The organism is Chitinibacter sp. ZOR0017 (genome assembly GCF_000799095.1).
GTDB lineage: Bacteria > Pseudomonadota > Gammaproteobacteria > Burkholderiales > Chitinibacteraceae > Chitinibacter > Chitinibacter tainanensis.
This window is the reverse complement of the sequence record NZ_JTLG01000018.1, coordinates 59,768-75,893: the sequence shown is the minus strand read 5'-3', so window position 1 is coordinate 75,893 and position 16,126 is coordinate 59,768. Positions and strand designations below refer to the sequence as shown.

The 16,126-nt window shown below is 55.0% G+C and carries 14 protein-coding genes and 1 pseudogene; 8 read left to right on the top strand and 7 right to left on the bottom strand.

The features are described 5' to 3' along the window. The first annotated feature begins 174 nt into the window (after positions 1–174). The gene (locus L991_RS06690; protein WP_047393567.1) at positions 175–822 is read left to right on the top strand and encodes a pseudouridine synthase; all 648 of its coding nucleotides are present in this window, start codon (positions 175–177) and stop codon (positions 820–822) included. A 57-nt stretch (positions 823–879) separates the two neighbouring features. Here the strand turns inward: L991_RS06690 and L991_RS06685 are convergent, their stop codons facing one another. From L991_RS06685 to L991_RS06675, 3 genes are read right to left on the bottom strand one after another with little or no spacing between them, the layout of a single operon-like run. Further along, a complete protein-coding gene (locus L991_RS06685) occupies positions 880–2,460 on the bottom strand; it encodes a DHA2 family efflux MFS transporter permease subunit (protein ID WP_052190688.1) in 1,581 nt (526 codons plus the stop codon). A gap of 2 nt (positions 2,461–2,462) precedes the next feature. Continuing rightward, positions 2,463–3,557, bottom strand: coding sequence for an HlyD family secretion protein (locus L991_RS06680; RefSeq protein ID WP_052190687.1), 1,095 nt, complete (start codon positions 3,555–3,557; stop codon positions 2,463–2,465). Continuing rightward, entirely contained in the window at positions 3,554–4,189 is a 636-nt protein-coding gene (locus L991_RS06675; protein WP_047393587.1) for a TetR/AcrR family transcriptional regulator, read from the bottom strand. Before L991_RS06675 ends, L991_RS06680 begins: the two co-directional genes overlap by 4 nt. A 170-nt stretch (positions 4,190–4,359) precedes the next feature. Between L991_RS06675 and L991_RS06670 the strand changes: the two genes are divergently transcribed. The 6 genes and pseudogenes from L991_RS06670 to L991_RS06655 all read left to right on the top strand — a co-directional run bounded on the left by L991_RS06670 (position 4,360) and on the right by L991_RS06655 (position 8,273). After that, positions 4,360–4,842 carry an NUDIX hydrolase gene (locus L991_RS06670; RefSeq protein ID WP_047393566.1) on the top strand — a complete coding sequence of 161 codons (483 nt, stop codon included), beginning with the start codon at positions 4,360–4,362 and terminating at the stop codon, positions 4,840–4,842. Next, positions 4,839–5,906, top strand: a complete 1,068-nt coding sequence (gene mnmA / locus L991_RS06665; protein ID WP_047393565.1) for a tRNA 2-thiouridine(34) synthase MnmA — start codon at positions 4,839–4,841, stop codon at positions 5,904–5,906. The genes L991_RS06670 and mnmA overlap by 4 nt, the downstream gene beginning before the upstream one ends. A gap of 391 nt (positions 5,907–6,297) precedes the next feature. Beyond that, entirely contained in the window at positions 6,298–6,759 is a 462-nt protein-coding gene (locus L991_RS17260; protein ID WP_156129014.1) for a hypothetical protein, read from the top strand. Positions 6,760–6,787: 28 nt separating this feature from the next. Then, positions 6,788–6,994 (top strand): annotated as a pseudogene (locus tag L991_RS16920) (IS5/IS1182 family transposase); the annotation flags it as partial. Positions 6,995–7,164: 170 nt separating this feature from the next. After that, positions 7,165–7,605: a DUF4265 domain-containing protein gene (locus L991_RS06660; protein WP_047393563.1), complete on the top strand. Its 441-nt coding sequence runs from the start codon at positions 7,165–7,167 to the stop codon at positions 7,603–7,605. A gap of 110 nt (positions 7,606–7,715) precedes the next feature. Continuing rightward, entirely contained in the window at positions 7,716–8,273 is a 558-nt protein-coding gene (locus tag L991_RS06655; protein WP_156129013.1) for a hypothetical protein, read from the top strand. Positions 8,274–8,382: 109 nt separating this feature from the next. Here the strand turns inward: L991_RS06655 and L991_RS06650 are convergent, their stop codons facing one another. Then, positions 8,383–9,834, bottom strand: coding sequence for a YdgA family protein (locus L991_RS06650; protein ID WP_047393561.1), 1,452 nt, complete (start codon positions 9,832–9,834; stop codon positions 8,383–8,385). A gap of 154 nt (positions 9,835–9,988) precedes the next feature. Then, positions 9,989–11,359 (bottom strand): adenylosuccinate lyase, encoded by a 1,371-nt coding sequence (purB, locus tag L991_RS06645; protein WP_028449797.1) that lies wholly within the window; start codon positions 11,357–11,359, stop codon positions 9,989–9,991. Positions 11,360–11,688: 329 nt separating this feature from the next. Here purB and L991_RS06640 point away from each other — a divergent pair, with 329 nt between their 5' ends. Continuing rightward, the gene (locus L991_RS06640) at positions 11,689–11,889 is read left to right on the top strand and encodes a hypothetical protein (protein ID WP_028449798.1); all 201 of its coding nucleotides are present in this window, start codon (positions 11,689–11,691) and stop codon (positions 11,887–11,889) included. A gap of 69 nt (positions 11,890–11,958) precedes the next feature. On the opposite strand, the gene L991_RS06635 is transcribed toward L991_RS06640, so the two are convergent. Together L991_RS06635 and L991_RS06630 are read right to left on the bottom strand one after the other, a co-directional pair. Then, positions 11,959–13,104 carry a D-alanyl-D-alanine carboxypeptidase family protein gene (locus L991_RS06635; protein ID WP_047393560.1) on the bottom strand — a complete coding sequence of 382 codons (1,146 nt, stop codon included), beginning with the start codon at positions 13,102–13,104 and terminating at the stop codon, positions 11,959–11,961. A gap of 189 nt (positions 13,105–13,293) precedes the next feature. Beyond that, positions 13,294–16,101, bottom strand: a complete 2,808-nt coding sequence (locus L991_RS06630) for an ImpA family metalloprotease (RefSeq protein WP_052190685.1) — start codon at positions 16,099–16,101, stop codon at positions 13,294–13,296. Between the last annotated feature and the right edge of the window lie 25 nt (positions 16,102–16,126).

Here is a 16,126-nt window from a genome sequence, read left to right as displayed (position 1 = left end):
TATTTCCTGTGAAATACAGCCAATTAAAAACGCCTCGCCCCGCTTTATCCTGATTTTTATGCCAGCAGGGGCGAAAAAACGCACTATTATCACAGGTTTGCCGGCGCTCTGCCAAGCCGTTTGGCGACGATGTAGGTTATTATGCCGCTGGTTTCCCCCTTGTTTTGAACGCCCATGCCGCAGCTGATCTTGCTGAACAAACCGTATGGCGTGATTTGCCAATTCACGCCCAGCCCCCCTCATCAATGCCTCGCTGATTATGTGTCGATCAAAGAAGTGTATGCGGCGGGGCGGCTGGATACCGATTCGGAAGGCCTCTTGCTGCTGACCGCGCATGGCGGGCTGATTCACCGTATTACCGACCCGAAACACAAGCTGCCGAAAACCTATTGGGTGCAGGTGGAAGGCGTGCCGGATGAGGCCGCGCTGGCGGCTTTGCGCGCGGGTGGCTTGGATTTGGGCGACTTTCGCACGCAGCCAGCAGGGGCCCGGCTGATGGATGAGCCCGCTGGCCTGTGGCCGCGCCAGCCGCCGATCCGCGAGCGGGCGAATATTCCCACCAGCTGGCTGGAAATCATCATCAGCGAAGGCAAAAATCGCCAGGTGCGCCGAATGACAGCCAAGGTGGGGTATCCAACGCTACGCCTCATTCGTTATGCGATTGGAAGCTATACCCTGGATGGTATTGCGCCGGGTACGTTTCAAACACTGGACGTCGCTGCGCCACCCGCCCCCAAACCCGCAGCCAAGGCGAGCGCAGGGGCACGCCCGGCTGGGCGACCCAAACAGCGTGGGCGCCGCGGGCCGAATAAAACGCGCTAATCCCGTCTACCCAATTTCCTTACTGCCGCAGCCTTTTGCGCTTGGCGCGGCGATGGATTAATGAGCCGCGTCGGCCGAGGCGCGTACCTGGCTGTTGGGCATCAGTAGCAATAAGGGCAGCACGCAAATCATGGCGATGCCAAATAGCAAAAACAGCTGATCATAGGCCAGCATCAGCGCCTGTTTATTTACCGTTTGCTGCAGCAGTAGCTGCGAGAGCGTATCCGCGCCAGCCGCCGGTGTGCCGGTGCTGATCAGCCGAGCCTTGAGCTGGGCCAAACGCTCCAGTGCGGCAAAGCCGCCCAGATGCTCAAGCAGCGCCGCGCCGTGCATTTGCATCAGCTTGGTGGAGAACGTAGCCGATAAGGCAATGCCCACGCTGCCGCCGAGCTGGCGGGTGAGGTTGTACAGGCCGGTGGCGCTGCCGATCTGGCTGGGCTGCAAATTGGCCATAGTCAGGCTATTGAGCGGCATAAAAATCATCCCCAGCCCAATCCCGCGCAAGATCAGCGGCCCCATGAAATCACCCACGCCCGATTGGGTGGTAAAGCCATGGTGCAGCCACATCGAGCCCAGGAAAATACTGGCGCCCAGGCTAATTAAAATACGCGGCGGCATGCCTTTGGCCACCAGCTTGGCCGAGATCGGCATGGTTAGTCCCGAGGCCAGCGCCGAAGGCAGAATCAGCAGGCCGGTTTGCCAGGCGGTGTAGCCCATCAGGGTTTGCACATACACCGGAAAAATAAACACGGTAGAAAACAGCGCCCCGCCGAGCAAAAAGGTAATCACCAAGCCGGCCGAAAACTGCACATCTTGGCACACGCGTAGATCGACCAGCGGGTAGCGATGTTCGAGCTGGCGAATGATAAACGCGCCCAGCGCAGCAATACTGGTGACGCTGTAAATCACGATTTCCCACGAATCAAACCATTCCAGCCGCTCGCCACGCTCCAGTAGTAATTGCAGCGCGGCAATCCCACCGGCCATCAGCGCGAGACCGACAAAATCGATGTGCGTGACCGCCTTGCGCAGCTTGGATTCGGGTACATAAATCAAGGTGAGCAGCAGGGCGGCCAGGCCCAGCGGCAGGTTGATATAAAAAATCCATGGCCAGCTGTATTGATCGGTGAGCCAGCCGCCCACCGTGGGCCCCAGCATTGGCCCCAGCATAATGCCCATGCCGAAAATCGCCATGGCGCTGCCCATTTCCTTGCTGGGAAACACCTCGAACAAGGTGGTTTGCGCCGTGGCGATCAGCCCGCCGCCGCCCAAGCCTTGCACAATGCGCCAGAACACCATTTCGGGCAGCGAGCTGGAATTACCGCAGGCGATCGAGGCCACGATAAACAGCCCAATCGACAACACCAGATAATTACGCCGGCCAAATAAATTGCCCAAAAAGCCGGAGATCGGCAGCACGATGACATTGGCCACCACATAGCCAATTGACACCCAGGTAATTTCATCCAGCGTGGCGCCCAGCGTGCCCATCATGTGCGGGATCGCCACGTTCACAATGCTGGTGTCTAGCAATTCCAGCACGCAGGCCAGTGTGACCGTCAGCGCAATAATGTAGCGATGCTGATGGATGCTGGCATCGTCGGTCGAGCGCGAGAGGCCCGGCAAGATGGCTTTCATGGCTATTTAGTCCGGATCGTCACTTCAACCGACATGCCGGGGCGCAAATTGGCGCCCGCGGGTAGCGGATCGAGCTTGATTTTCACCGGCACCCGCTGCACGACCTTGGTGAAGTTGCCGGTGGCATTGTCAGGCGGTAGCAGGGTAAAGCGCGCGCCGGTGGCGCCGCTGAATGAGTCCACTTTGCCGGTCAGGATCTGCCCATCGGCATCGACTTTGATTTCCACGCTTTGGCCCGGGCGCACGGCGGCGGTTTCGGTTTCTTTGAGATTGGCGGTCACCCACAGATCATCGGTTTTCACCAGATACATCAGTGTTTGCCCGGCCTGAATCATCTGCCCGGGCTCGACGTTTTTCTTGCTCACCACGCCGGCCATCGGCGCTTTCACTTGCGTATCGATCAGCTGATTTTGCGCCAGCGCCAGTTGCGCTTGCGCAGCCAGCGTTTTGGCTTCGGCGGACTTGAGCCCGGCGCTGGAGACCGCTACTTGCTGCGCGGCAGCGGCGGCTTGCTCAGCAGTGGCGCGTTGCTGGGCGATCAGGGTGGCGATGCGCGCCTGCGCGACTTGCAGCGCGGTGCGGGCGTTATCCAGCTGGGCCTGGCTCACCATTTTTTGCGCGGCGAGCTCTTGCGCGCGGCGCAGATCGGCTTGGGCTTTCTCGGCATTGGCGCGCGCTTCGCTAATCGCTTGCTCGGCGGCCTGACGCTGCGCTGCGGCGGCGGCGGCGGTGGCGTTGGCGGCGCCGATCTTGGCTTGCGCCTCGCCACCGCCACGCTGCCCGCCCGAGGCACTGAGCGCATTTTGCACTTCGGCCTGTGCTTGCAGCACTTTGGCGTGATAGTCGCGCGGATCAAGCTGCACCAGCAGGCCGCCTGCGGCCACCGGCTGATTGTCATTAACTGCCACGGTTTGCACATAGCCGCCCACACGGGCGGAAATCGGCACAATATGGCCTTCGAGCTGGGCATTGTCGGTGCCGACATGGCCGCTCGCCCACCACAGGCGATAGCCAATAATGCCGGCAGCCAGCAGCAAAATGCCGCCCAAAATCAATCGGCCTTTGGTTTGACGAGGAGTAGCTTCGGGTGTGCTCATGCGGTTTCTCCGGCAGGGCGCAGCAGGCCATGCATCAGCAGATCCAGCTGGCATTCGGCGTGTTGCAATAAATTGGTCAGGCCCAAATCGGCCGTGGTAAAGGTGTGGCGCAGAATATTGGCGTACAGCAGGGGGGCGATAATGATGCGGGGTATATGTACCAAATCCATGTCTCTGAATTCACCGCTGGCTATACCCTCAGAGAGTATCTGGCGCAAGGTTTGATAAGTGGGTTCAATCACTTCGCTTTCGTAAAAGCGCGCCAGCTCGGGGAAATTTCCCGCTTCGGCGATCATCAGCTTGGAAATACTACCCCCGCAGTTTTCCAGCGCTTCGGCCACGCCGCGCAGCACCATGCTGAGGCAATCGCGGCGCGAGCCACGAAATTGCGCCACCAGCTCATGCATGCGCGCCAGATTGGGCAAGATGCGCTCTTGCACCACGGCTTTAAACAGCGCCTCTTTGCTGGGGAAATACAAATACACGGTGCCTTTGGTAACGCCGGCGGCGGCGGCGACTTCATCAATACGCGTGGCGGTAAAGCCTTTTTGGTGAAAAAGCTGGATCGCCGCAGCGATAATTTCATCAGGGCGGGCGGCTTTGCGGCGCTGATTGCGAGGGCTAGGGGTCATCACTTGGTAATTAATAACTGACTGGTTAGTTATTAAATCGCCGTGGCCGGCGAGCGTCAAATGAATTTTTGTTAAATTTTGCGCCGCTGCGCTGGGCGGAGGTGGCTGGCCGTGGGGGGAGGAAATCAGGTAAAATCAAGCGCTTGTCGACGCAAGGATAAGCCCCGAAGATGTGGAAGCCCAATACCACCGTCGCCGCCATCATTGAACAAGATGGCCGCTTTTTGCTGGTGGAAGAGCGCATTCAAGGCGCGCTCAAACTCAATCAGCCCGCCGGGCATGTGGATGCCAACGAATCCATCGTGGCCGCCTGCCAGCGCGAAACGCTGGAAGAAACCGCCTACCATTTCACCCCGACCGCGCTAGTAGGGATTTACCAGTGGAGCGTGCCGGGCTCGGATCTCACCTACCTGCGCTACGCTTTTAGCGGCGAGCTGGGCGCGAATGATGCCGCGCGGCAGCTGGGTCTGGCGGATGAAGGCATTGAAGCCGCAGTGTGGCTGAGCCGTGATGAAGTGCTGGCGCGGCAAGCCGAGCATCGCAGCCCGTTGTTGCTGGCCTGCATCGACGATTATCTGGCCGGGCGGCGCTATCCGCTTGAGCTTCTACGTGATTTTGATCACGACCCCGCATTAAATGGAACGCAGTCATGAGCAGCAAAATTGTAGTAGGCCTCTCTGGTGGGGTGGATTCCTCCGTCACCGCGCATTTACTCAAAGCGCAGGGCTATGAAGTGCATGGCGTCTTCATGCAAAACTGGGAAGACGACAACAACGACGAATACTGCTCGATCAAAGAAGACAGCATGGACGCGATTGCCGTGGCCGATCTGCTGGGCATTGATATCGAGCTTGTGAATTTCGCCGCCGAATACAAAGACCGCGTGTTCAGTCATTTCCTGACCGAATATTCCGCCGGCCGCACGCCGAACCCGGATATTCTGTGTAATAGCGAAATCAAATTTAAATCATTTCTGGAATACGCAATCAAGCTCGGTGGCGTCAAGCTTGCAACCGGGCATTATGCGAAAACGCGTCTGCGTGATGATGGTCGCACCGAAATGCTGCGCGCCGCCGATCAAAGCAAAGATCAAACGTATTTTTTGTATCGCTTAAGCCAAGAGCAGATTTCGCACGCGGTATTTCCGCTCGGGGATTTGCTCAAATCCGAAGTGCGGGTGATTGCCGAGCAAATTAATTTGCCCAACGCCAAGAAAAAAGATTCCACCGGCATTTGTTTTATTGGCGAGCGGCCGTTTCGTGAATTTTTAAATCGCTATCTACCGAAAAAACCGGGTGCGATGGTCACGCCGGAAGGCAAGGTGATGGGCGAGCATCAGGGACTGATGTACTACACGCTCGGCCAGCGGCAGGGCCTCGGTATCGGCGGCACCAAAGGCAGCGCCGAGCCGTGGTTTGTGGCCGGCAAAAACATGGACCGCAACGAGTTGATCGTAGTGCAAGGCCATGATCACCCGCTGCTACTTAATCCGGTGGTGGTGGCGAAAGATTGCTCCTGGATTCTGGGCGAAACCCCGGCCGAAGGCCGCTACACCGCCAAAACCCGCTACCGCCAACCCGACAGCGCCTGTACCCTGACGCACATCGAAGGCGGCGTGCAGCTGGTATTCGACGAGCCACAATGGGCCGTGACACCAGGGCAATCGATGGTGCTATACCGTGACGAAGTTTGCCTGGGTGGTGGGATTATTCAGTAAAGCCAATTGATTGTGTGGGTATTGCTTGGTATTAATTGATATTCAATGATTGCATGGCAATACCTTGGTGGGGTATATAAAACCGCTGGCGCTGCCGGCGGTTTTTTTTATGGCGGGTGGTTGGCGGTGCGAACTGTGGTGGAGTTTGTCGAAATCATTGATCGCGCACGCTGCTAGCCGCGGCTTTGTTGCTCAAATCAGCGATTTGGGGAAACTCGCTTTCAGGCTGATTTGTGCAACAAAGCCTAGCCAAGATTATGCATTATGAAATGCATAGAAATTTTAACATAAGGGAAAGGTTCAAAATATTGCGACTTTCTTTGGATCTCCTTCAGCTGGTTTATTTGAAGTAGACAATGCAAAATTCAGTATTAAGTATGTGGGGGTGTTAATGTCAAAAGCTAGAGTAAATATTTTGGTTTGTTCATTTGTGCTGGCTGGGGTAATTGTTTTCTGTTTTTGGTATTGTCTCGATGTGGGGTGTTTTGATTTTGTAGAAACGTCACCTGAAAATGCGTTTATTGTGTCGAATAGCAAAAAAATAGTTATAGTTGATCGTGTGGTGGTTGACATAAAAGTACGGGGGCAAAATATTTTCGTTCTTCAAATGGCGGTTCAAGACTATGAATGTGGTGAAGGCCGTGATCGAACAATACGAACAAGTTATTTAAAAGATAAATTGTACTGGGTTTTATTTAAATCAACGGGCAAGTCAGTTGGCCCTATGAGTGAAAGTGCATATCATGTATTTCTTAAAAGTGCAGGTTTCGGAAATGTTGAGCTAGATGTACCTACTTGGTACAAAGGTCTTGTCGGTGAGGCGGTTGATGTGACAGGATGTGTTGAGATTTAAGAATGGCAAGAGCACTCAGTTTCGGAAAGAAAATACGGCAGGTGCACGATCTCGCAATGCGATTTTACGTGCGACCAAGTACTTGGGGCGGGCGATCTGGAAAAAGTGGTCGGGCTATTACCGGCGCAGTTTAGTGGAAACGAAAATGCGATGTTTCAAATTACTTTGTGAACGAGTTATGGCGCGGGACTTTGATCGTTAGGTGGCGGAGTTGCAAGTGCGTGCTGCGATCTAAAATCGCTTCACGCAATTGGGCACACCGACGACGGTGCGTGTGGGATAAGTTTTTTTCGGATTTGGGAAACTCGCTTTCAGACTGATTTGTGCAACAAAGCGCGTTGTGCGAATTAAATAATTAAATATACACCTGCGTAGATGTGTATTACATGATTGGGCCCAATCAATATGGTTAAGCTTGGCTTTGCATTAGATGTGGTTGATGAGTGGCCTCCGATTGCCACGGAGTATGTGTGGTGCAATGAATTGGATGGTGAATTTGAACTGTTAAGTCCTCCAGTTTACATAAAAGGATTGGCTTGCGGTGATCGTTTCACCGCAATGCCCGATCCGGTCAATTCTTTGGTTTTTGAATTTGTTGTGACAAAAGAATCTGGAAATTCATTGATCTGGATTATGAATGATAATGAAGCACAATTCAAAGAATTTGAAGCATCCTTCAATGTTCTTAAGTGCTCCATTGTTAGATTTGATGAATTTAATCACTTCTCTATTCACGTTCCCAAGGAGGTAGATTCGCTAGCAATTAACTTATTAGCAAATAGGCTAGAAGAGGCAGGTCTAGCTGTCGCTTTTCCAGTTTGGCGCCATGATGCTGAAACGGCTTAACCTTTCAATCAACCTGACCGCCCAAAGCTGCGCTTTGGTTGCTCTCCATGTCTGCGGCACTCCGGCGGCAACTTATTGCCAACGTTGGATGACATAGAAGGGCTGCGGAGTTGTTTAATTTTAAAGCAGTGAACGGGCAGATTTATGCCCATGTTTTCGAGAATCGAACGAGTGGAGTTCCACTCGGTTTGTTCTGGAATCTATATGCCGAATGTGGCGAAATTGAGGTTGAGGGAGAGGCATGGTCGGTCAGAATATCATGCGACTGGCTGCAGTTGCCAATTTCTAATTGGCACGAGCTAGATGGCGTTGCGCTGGGAGTTAGGGGCTCAAAAATTGAGCCGCAATGTTCGGTCTACATTGCCGATCATCATCCTGCACAAGTACGTTCATTACTTCTCAGTAGAGCCAACGGCGTGAACAATTTCAATATTGCACTTAGCGGTCGTTTCAACTTGAGGGGCTTTGGTTCTGCAGATGGTGATAACCTTGAGTTTTCTTTGTGTGGCGTTGTCGATTTTGGCGGAGTATTCGTTCTCCCAGACAACATCTTTTCTAAGCCCGCGAGCCCAGAAGATGCAGAGAATCTGGTGAAGGAGTTCATCAGTACGCAAAACCTAGCGAAATCTGAGTGGGATGGATTTAGGTATGTTCTTAAGCCAGAGTAAATACCATCCAATACGCAGCAGGCGCTGCGGTTCTGACTGATTTGGGCCATTAGCTAACAAAACAAAACCCGCGTAACCGCGGGTTTTGTTTTAATCCATTCACTTCGGTTTACTGTTCCACGGCCGGTTGATCCCATGGCAGCGGTACGGCGATGTCGTTGAGGATGAATTTGCCGCCTTTGAGCGAGGCTTTGGCGGATAAGAGATCGCCATTCACCCGAATCAGGTTTTGCTCGGCCAGCTTGCTGATCTGGCCTTCTACAAATTGGCCGGCCAGATAGTCGATGTCGGCGTGGCTAACGTCGCCATCGGGGTTGGCGCTGGCAAACATATTGCGCGCTTGCCACATCACCAGGGTTTCAACCACTTTGCGCGGGATGGTGAAATCGGCTTTAGCGTCGAGCTTATTCACCAGATCCACCGGTTTATCCAAGTCGGCGGGCACAAAGCCTTTAAGCCCCACCGAGCCGGCAAATTTGATGGCGCCATCGGGTAGTTTGACTTCCAGCTGTTTGATCGCAAATTGCGGGTCGTTTTGCAGTAGCGGCAGGCCTTGCTCGCGGGCAAGCTTGGTGAGGGCTTCGGTGAGTTGCTCGCGGTTGAGTTTTTGTTTTTGCAGCTTGGTCAGCTCATCGCTGATGGTGGCCAGCGTTTTGCCGTGCAGGTGATTGGCTTCGGCAATCATGATGGCCGGGCCATAGGGTTTGTCGTTCAGCGTGAGCTTGCTCAGATCGATCTGGGCGCTGCCGTTGATGAATTCACCGCTTTCGTTCACTTTGCCTTGATAGACGAGGTTTTCCAATTTGAGCTTGATCGGGTTGCCTTCGCGCATATCGAGATCAAACTGGCCGACTTTGGCCAGATTGGTGCCGATCATGATGCCATTGGCACCTTTGCTCTGGTTAAGGTTGATGCTCAAACCTTGCAGCGCGAATGAACCTTTGGCTTTGGCTTCGCCTGAGAGGCCGGGGGCGGTGAGGTCGAATTTCACCCGATTAAAATCGCCGCCGTAGTCGAGCGTGGCATTCAGGCCTTGCCATTTGGCTTTTACGCCCGAGAGCGCTTCTTCGTAATCAAAGCCCGGCACGCTAATTTTCATCACGCCATCATCGTTAAAGCTGATGCGGTTTTCGATCTGGATGGGCTTTTGTTCGCCGAAAAACTTGGTCAGGAATTTCTGCGTTTCTGGCGAGTATTTAAATTCGGTGGTGACCACGGCCTTGTAGGGCAGTGGGTTGAGCTTGGTCAGTAGCGGCAACGGGCCGTGCTGAATGTGATTGGTGTAGGTTACTTCAAACGTCGGCAGTGTTTCGCCTTCTTTTTCGACAATAAAGCGATACAGCTCAGGGTTGACTTGCAGCGTGGTGGTTTCGATGGAGCTGAGCCAGCCTTTTTCGTAGCTATGTGCTTTTACGATGAAATAGGGCAGATTGCTGATCCAGGCATGCTGTTTTTGCATGGTTTGTTCCACCGCGTCGCCGGCCACATAGCTGCCGCCGAAATAGCCGCCGCCCAGTAGGACGATGCCCAGTGCACTGCCTGCAATGACTTTCCGTTTCACCGTTTTAACCTCGAATTGGCCGCTGCGCAGGGGCGCATTGCGGCACGCTGTAAGATGTGCCGATTATATCGGAGCTGATAGCAAAACGGGCGCTGACGCGCCCGTGTTGTGTTTATTAACTGCGCCAGCGCGGGGCTGGCGGCAGTTTGGGCGCTTAGATGCGGCGCGCCAACTCTTCAGCTTTACCCAGATAGCTGGCTGGGCTCAGCGCTTTGAGTTCATCTTTGGCTTGTTGCGGGATGTTCAGGCCTTCGATAAACACGGCCAGCGCTTCTTTGCTGATGCCGGTTTTGCCGCGAGTCAGCTCTTTCAGTTGCTCGTATGGATTTGGCACCCCGAAACGACGCATTACGGTCTGGATTGGCTCGGCCAGTACTTCCCAGTTGTCGTTCAGATCGGCCAGCATGGCATCACGGTTGGCCATCAGTTTGTTCAGGCCTTTGAGTGCGGCCACATAACCCAGCAGCGAGTAACCCAGGCCAACACCCATATTGCGCAATACGGTCGAGTCGGTCAGGTCGCGCTGCCAGCGTGATACCGGCAGTTTCTGGCTCAGGTGGAACAATACCGCGTTGGCAATGCCGAGGTTACCTTCCGAGTTTTCAAAGTCGATCGGGTTTACTTTATGCGGCATGGTGGAAGAGCCCACTTCGTTTTTGTTGACCTTCTGTTTGAAGAAGCCCAGCGAAATGTAGCCCCAGATGTCGCGGTTCATGTCGACCAGGATGGTGTTGGCACGGGCGAAATCATCATACAGCTCGCTCATGTAATCATGCGGCTCGATCTGGATGGTGTAGGGGTTGAAGGTGATGCCGAGGCTTTCTACAAAGCGTTGGCAGAAGCCTTCCCAATCAAAGCCAGGGTAAGCCGAAAGGTGGGCGTTGTAGTTGCCCACGGCACCATTGATTTTGCCCAGCAGCTCGACTTTGCTGATGCGCTCCAGTTGGCGCTCCAGACGGAAGGCGATATTGGCCATTTCCTTACCCATGGTGGTTGGGGTAGCTGGCTGACCGTGGGTGCGGCTCATCATCGGGGCATCGGCCAGCTCGTGGGCCAGCTCTTTCAGTTTGGTGATGATTTCGGCGAGTTTAGGTAGCAGTACGGTTTCGCGCGCGCCTTTGAGCATCAGGGCGTGTGACAGATTATTGATATCTTCCGAAGTACATGCGAAGTGAATGAATTCACTGGCGGCAGAAACTTCGGCATTGCCCGACAGACGCTCTTTGAGCCAGTATTCCACGGCTTTCACGTCGTGGTTGGTGGTGCGCTCGATGGTTTTTACTTCCAGCGCGTGCTCGGTGCTAAATTGCGCAACCAGATTATCGAGCTCGGCAATGGTGGCGGCCGAGAAAGGCTTGATTTCGCTCAGGGCGGCATCACTGGCCAGTGCTTTGAGCCACGCCACTTCAACGGTAACGCGATTTTTAATCAGCGCGTATTCGCTAAAGTGCGCGCGCAGATCAGCCAGTTGTTTTTCATAGCGGCCGTCTAGCGGCGAAAGCGCGGTCAGTGCAGAAAGTTCCATAATGCCAACTCGTCCGTGAAGGGGTGATCGATCAAAAGCGGGATTTTAACACACTCGCCCTGCGCTGTTTGTCTTGCACGATCAAGGGGCTAAGCCCTAGCGGCTAGCCAGCGCAGCAGCGCTGGGGTGTGAATGGCGTAACTTATCCGCCATGCGGCGTGTAAGAATAAGTGACAAGCCCGACAATCGCATGAATAATGGCTACACCTTACAAAGTGCTCGCGACCTTGCTACAACGATAGCGGGCGACGGGCCTGCGCTGAGCTCACGGGAGAGACATAATAAGTACCTTGAGCGCGGTACCAAATTCGGATGGAGAGGCAATTTCGATGAGCGGTTTTACCCAACTCACCCCAGAATGGCAGGCATGGATTATTGAAAATCTGCAGCGTGGCTGTCTGGCCCAGTCGATTGTCGAAGTGATGATCGAAAAAGGCTTTGACCCGATGTTTGCCAACGCGGTGGTTTTTCATTTCTCGACCACCACGCCGGCCACCCAGCCGGATGGGGCTGCGGCGTCACCGCAATAACACGGTGTTTCGCCTCGCAATAAAAAACCCTGTGCATCACACAGGGTTTTTTATTGTCCGCCGGCAGGCTTAGTTAAAGAGCTGATGCCACCACAGGCGGATGGTATCCCACGCGCGGCCAAAGATATTGGCTTCTTCCACGTCGGCCACGGCCACCACGGTGCGCTCGCTCAGCACTTTGCCATCCAGCGAAATTTTCATCATGCCCACGGTTTGGCCGGCTTTGATCGGCGCTACCAGCGGCTGTTGGCTTGTAAGCTCCACTTTCAGCTTGGCGCCATCCCCTTTGGGCACGGTGATAAATTGATCGGCCATAAAGCCAACATCCACTTTATCGGCCTTGCCTTTCCAGACCGGCACTTGCTGCACAGCCTGTTTGGCGGCATAGAGTTTGGGCGTTTCAAAAAACTGCGTGCCCCAATTGAGCAATTTTGATGATTCGGCCGCGCGTACTTCCGGGCTGGCAGTACCCACCACCACCGAAATCAGGCGGCGATTATCACGGTGGGTTGAAGCCACCAGATTGTAGCCGGCGCTTTCGGTGTGACCGGTTTTCATGCCATCCACAAACGGGTCACGGTAGAGCAGCAAATTGCGGTTTGGCTGATTGATATTGTTGTACTTGAATTCCTTGATCGAGTAGATGTGATAAAACTCGGGGAAATCATTGATGATGGCATTTGCCAGCCGCGCCAGATCGCTGGTGGTGACGTGCAGCGCTGGGTCGGGCAGGCCGGTGGAATTGGTAAAGTGCGAATCTTTCAGCCCCAGGCGTTTGGCTTCTACATTCATCATTTGGGCGAAAACTTCTTCGCTACCCGCAATCGCCTCAGCCAAAGTCACGCAAGCATCGTTACCCGATTGCACGATCATGCCTTTGATCAGATCATCAACCGTGGCTGGCACTTTGGGATCGAGATACATCCGCGAGCCTTCGGTTTTCCAGCCTTTTTCGGATACCAGCAGGGTTTGCTCGAGCTTGAGTTTGCCAGCCTTAACCGCTTTAAAGGTCAGGTAGGCCGTCATCAGCTTGGTAAGGGAAGCCGGCTCGACTTTCATATCCGGATCACGAGCTGCGAGCACTTGGCCACTTTGCTTGTCGTAGAGGTAATACGATTTAGCAGCGATTTCGGGTACGGGCGGTACGAAAGCGTGAGCCAGTGAGCTGGCCAGCAGCGTCCCGATCAGGGCGCAAGAGAGGGCGGTACGACGCATGAGGATGATCTTTGCTGATGAAGGTTGACAGAAAAGGCGATTATACGCCCGAAACTAGCCCTACAGACCGCCCGATACGGGCTTTGTTCCGGTGTTTTTTGCCTTGTGCCGCAATAAAAAACCCCAGCCGGGCCAGCCAGCTGGGGTGATGTTGCGGCAAAGGCCGCTAGCCGGCCTGCGCGCGGTGGATTAATACGGATAAGCCGGCGTGCTGGCCGAGAGATCGAGCCATTGTCCGCTGCCAACTTGATTGTATTTGTTGCTCGCCAGCGCATAAAACTGCTCAGGCAAAACGGCTAGCCCCAGATCGGCCACCGAATCCAGCGCGGTTTGGCCCACGGTGATGCCGTACATGGCAAAAATCTGTCGCAAATCTTTGCCCACCAGCTTTGAGCTCAACACATACAGCAGGTCGGGGTTGCTGATGGTTTTGTTGGCAAAGCGGCTCATGGCAAATTTATTGCCGCTCTCCCAGGCGTTATCCACCAGCCGGTTGCCCTTGGTGAGCAGGGTGAAGAAATCCAGCGTTTTTTCCATGCTCGGAATGCTCTCGCCAGCGCGGTAGCGGCTAAATAGGAAAGCCAGCTGGAAATGCACCGCGCGCATGGGGTCTTGACCCTTATCCATATCCCAAAGCCGGGTTTGCATATCCATCACCTTGGCATTACCGCTCAGTCCGCTGGCGCGGTTGGCGACAATATCGGCATACAGGCCCGGATGATCGGTGGTATGGCCAGTATCGATCCCGGCAATTTTGTATTGCCGCATCATATGAATGCTGGCAAGGATATTGTTATTGCACTCCACCACACAGCCTTTGCCGCCAAATTCAATGGTCATGACCCGGGGTACCGTGTTGTGGCCCAATTCGTGCGCGTGCCCCCAGCCAGTACCCCCGATGCCTGCAAAACCATCCGATGGGTTGCCCGAGCAGAGGTAGCCACAGGCGGCAATCCAGCCGACAAAATGCTGCACACTCGGCGCCCGATGCAACGGACCATCACAGGTCCAGCCAAAGGTGCTGCACAAACTCGCCACCGTGCTGCTCATTGGCATATTGCTAAAGCCATTCGCCAGGTGATTGGAATCGAACAATAGGCCTTTGATCTGATCAATGACATAGGTTTGCGGGCTGAGGCTACCCATGGCCTGCTTGGCGTAATACATGGTTTGCTGGATTTCACCACCTTCAAATTTGGCCGTTTGCCAGCCAAAGTCAGCGCGTTGCATCGCCGCGATGGCCTCGTCGATCTCGGCCTGATTGCTGGGCTTGGTGAAATCGAAGTGCGCATATTTGGCGCTGCCGCGGATTTTGAGCGTTACTGAGCGGCCTGCGGTCGCGCCGCTGTAATTCAGATACAGTGGCCCGCCAAACGGGGTTACAAAGATCGTTTCGCCGCTGGCCTTGAGCGGTATGGCAAACGAATGCGGCCGGCGCGGGCGTTTGTAGCCTTCATTGACCGAGTCAGTGAGTGGGTTGCCATAGGCGCGCAGGTAGTTGGTCTGGATATTCAGCGCGCTAGCGCCACCGTTATCCACCACTTCGATGTACACCGGTTTGCCCGGAATCGCCGCACGGCCAATCGCGGTATTGCCACCACTCTGGCCGATGGTGACTTCGATGGTTTCCGCGCTACTGCTCACCGGCATGCTCTGCGCCGACACAGGCATAAAATCACCCTGCCCAGCTTTGCTGACCGTCGTGTTGGCGCGGTTAAACACCAGCCATGAATCGGCAGCATAGGTGCGCAGAAAATCGCCCGGAGCGGTATCACGGTTGATCTTGCCGTATTGAATATCTTTGCGATACAGATCCGCCCACAACACCAGCAGGCGATGCAAGTCGCTGGTGGGCTCCTGGAAAATATCCACGCCACGGCTTTGCAGGCTGGCCAGCGCATTGAATTGCTGGGTAATCGGCTGGGTGATGCTGCTATCGGTACTGAGCTGCAGTGCCGGTTTGGCCTGACCCATGGCGCGTAAAGTGCCAACCAGCCCGCTCATTTGATCTAGCCGCGCAAGTAGGCCACTTCGGGTGGTGTTGCTACCGATCGAGACGCCGGCAGCTGGGGCAAAGTAATTGCCCGGATAATCACCCAGCTTCATGCCCATGCCGGCCAGTACGCTACGGCCACCGGCCGAGTCCGTCCAGCTAGGGTGCAGGTAGAGCACCGCTTTGCCTTGCTCGACATATTGGCGGACCTGATTGCTCAGCGCAGGGTCGTTGCGCACGCTACTGCCAAACACCAGCAAATCGGCGTTTTGCCAGCAGCTATTGCTGCTTTGGGTGAGATCACAGCTGATGGCGTTGCCGGTACTGCCGGCGCGGCTGAGCCAGCGGCTGACGGTATTGCTGTCATAGCCGGCGACGGCGTATTTCACCAAGCTGGGCAGCGCCGTGTCGGCATTGCCGGTGATCAGCCAGCGCATGGCGCGGGTAAAAAAGGCGCTGTGCTGGGTTTCGCGGCTTTGGTTGGCTTGCCAATTGAGCATGTCTACGCCATAGCCCATCCCGCGGCCCCGACCATACTGGGCAATCGCTGCCATGCCGCTGCCATCGTCGGCCAATAACAGTGGCGTTGCCACGGTGGGCTGAGCAATGCCGATTTCGCTGCTATTGGTCGTGAAATTCACGCTGAGATCAAGGGTGCCACCGCCGAAAATGCTGGTCAGTGCGCGGCTTTGCTGCTGTTGATAGCGCTCGGCCAGCTGGGTAGCCAGTTGCAAAAGCGTGGGCTGATCGGCGGCGCTGAGCAAATTGGGGTTGCCGGTTTGCAGCGCCAAGACCAGAGGGCTGCTGGCCGGTTGCTGCAGGCCGCTGTTATCCACTTGGTTGAGGGTTGGGCCGCTGCTACCACCTGGCGCGGCAGTGGCGCTCGGGGTGCCAGTGCCAACGTTGCCGCCACTGTTACTACCTCCGCCGCCGCCGCCACCACAGCCGGCGAGCAGGCTTAGCAAGGCGAGGCTGGGCCATAATCGTTTGAATGCGCACATCATTGTCTTGTTCTATGGTCAGGTTAAG